General features: G+C 51.2%; 15 tRNA genes. All 15 read right to left on the reverse strand.

Annotated elements, in window-relative coordinates:
• Positions 1–89 precede the first annotated feature (89 nt).
• The 15 genes from ACQV2O_RS08500 to ACQV2O_RS08570 all read right to left on the reverse strand — a co-directional run bounded on the left by ACQV2O_RS08500 (position 90) and on the right by ACQV2O_RS08570 (position 1,517).
• Positions 90–179: transfer RNA gene (locus tag ACQV2O_RS08500), tRNA-Ser, on the reverse strand.
• Between the two features lie 35 nt (positions 180–214).
• Positions 215–288: transfer RNA gene (locus tag ACQV2O_RS08505), tRNA-Ile, on the reverse strand.
• Between the two features lie 11 nt (positions 289–299).
• Positions 300–370 (reverse strand) — tRNA-Gly (locus ACQV2O_RS08510).
• Positions 371–380: 10 nt separating this feature from the next.
• Positions 381–470 (reverse strand) — tRNA-Ser (locus ACQV2O_RS08515).
• A 24-nt stretch (positions 471–494) separates the two neighbouring features.
• Positions 495–568: transfer RNA gene (locus ACQV2O_RS08520), tRNA-Ile, on the reverse strand.
• 9 nt (positions 569–577) lie between these two features.
• Positions 578–651, reverse strand: a tRNA-Met gene (locus ACQV2O_RS08525).
• 6 nt (positions 652–657) lie between these two features.
• A tRNA-Ala gene (locus ACQV2O_RS08530) sits at positions 658–730 on the reverse strand.
• 17 nt (positions 731–747) lie between these two features.
• Positions 748–821, reverse strand: a tRNA-Pro gene (locus ACQV2O_RS08535).
• Positions 822–832: 11 nt separating this feature from the next.
• Positions 833–906 (reverse strand) — tRNA-Arg (locus ACQV2O_RS08540).
• A 31-nt stretch (positions 907–937) separates the two neighbouring features.
• Positions 938–1,023, reverse strand: a tRNA-Leu gene (locus tag ACQV2O_RS08545).
• Between the two features lie 27 nt (positions 1,024–1,050).
• Positions 1,051–1,122, reverse strand: a tRNA-Gly gene (locus ACQV2O_RS08550).
• Between the two features lie 5 nt (positions 1,123–1,127).
• A tRNA-Thr gene (locus tag ACQV2O_RS08555) sits at positions 1,128–1,200 on the reverse strand.
• 52 nt (positions 1,201–1,252) lie between these two features.
• Positions 1,253–1,334, reverse strand: a tRNA-Leu gene (locus ACQV2O_RS08560).
• Between the two features lie 35 nt (positions 1,335–1,369).
• A tRNA-Lys gene (locus ACQV2O_RS08565) sits at positions 1,370–1,442 on the reverse strand.
• A 5-nt stretch (positions 1,443–1,447) separates the two neighbouring features.
• Positions 1,448–1,517 (reverse strand) — tRNA-Val (locus ACQV2O_RS08570).

Raw genomic sequence — 1,517 nt, forward strand, 5'->3', positions numbered from 1 at the left:
AACCCGTGTTACCGCCGTGAAAGGGCGGTGTCTTAACCGCTTGACCAACGGGCCAATATCAAAACTCATTGGCAAGTATATAAGAATAACGGAGAAGGAGGGATTTGAACCCTCGCGCCGGTATAAACCGACCTACACCCTTAGCAGGGGCGCCTCTTCAGCCACTTGAGTACTTCCCCATGAGCCAATTCAAAATAACAATTAATTATTGCTATGGGCCTGAGTGGACTCGAACCACCGACCTCACCCTTATCAGGGGTGCGCTCTAACCAGCTGAGCTACAGGCCCATTATCAATAAAGCGGGTGAGGAGAATCGAACTCCCGACAACAGCTTGGAAGGCTGTGGTTTTACCACTAAACTACACCCGCATATTCTCAAAGGAGGATGTGGGATTCGAACCCACGCGCGCTCTTACACGCCTGACGGTTTTCAAGACCGTTCCCTTCAGCCGAACTTGGGTAATCCTCCGTTAACCAATGGCAAAATCCATAATGGACCTTGTAGGACTCGAACCTACGACCACCCCGTTATGAGCGGGGAGCTCTAACCACCTGAGCTAAAGGTCCGGCCTTAGATAGCGGCGAAGGGGATCGAACCCATGACCTCCCGGGTATGAACCGGACGCTCTAGCCAGCTGAGCTACACCGCCAAAAAATGGAGAATAGCGGGATCGAACCGCTGACCTCCTGCGTGCAAAGCAGGCGCTCTCCCAGCTGAGCTAATCCCCCATATAAGAATAAACAAATCGGGAAGACAGGATTCGAACCTGCGACCCCTTGGTCCCAAACCAAGTGCTCTACCAAGCTGAGCTACTTCCCGTTTTACTCTAATACACCCGGCAGGATTCGAACCTGCAACCGCCTGATTCGTAGTCAGGTACTCTATCCAGTTGAGCCACGGGTGCAAAATATTTTATCATTCACAATAAAGTGAAATGCCGAGGGCCGGAGTCGAACCGGCACGGTGATCACTCACCGCAGGATTTTAAGTCCTGTGCGTCTGCCAATTCCGCCACCCCGGCTTTAAAAGCCTAAATGTATCTTGGCAAAGCGGAAGACGGGGTTCGAACCCGCGACCCCCACCTTGGCAAGGTGGTGTTCTACCACTGAACTACTTCCGCAAAAGTGCCGGCTAAAGGACTTGAACCCTCGACCCTCTGATTACAAATCAGATGCTCTACCAACTGAGCTAAGCCGGCATAATATAACTTAGGATTTCCAATTATAAATCATAAGTGATCAAAATGCAAGTGCGGGTGAAGGGACTTGAACCCCCACGCCCGAAGGCGCCAGATCCTAAATCTGGTGCGTCTGCCAATTCCGCCACACCCGCAAATTAAAATTCCTTGATGTTTTCATTTAGGAATATGACCCGTGCAGGATTCGAACCTGCGACCCACTGATTAAAAGTCAGTTGCTCTACCGACTGAGCTAACGAGTCAAGAGTGGGGAATGACGGGATCGAACCGCCGACATCCTGCTTGTAAGGCAGACGCTCTCCCAGCTGAGCTAATTC

The sequence above is a fragment of the Facklamia sp. P13055 genome (assembly GCF_050409445.1).
Taxonomy (GTDB): Bacteria; Bacillota; Bacilli; order Lactobacillales; family Aerococcaceae; genus Facklamia.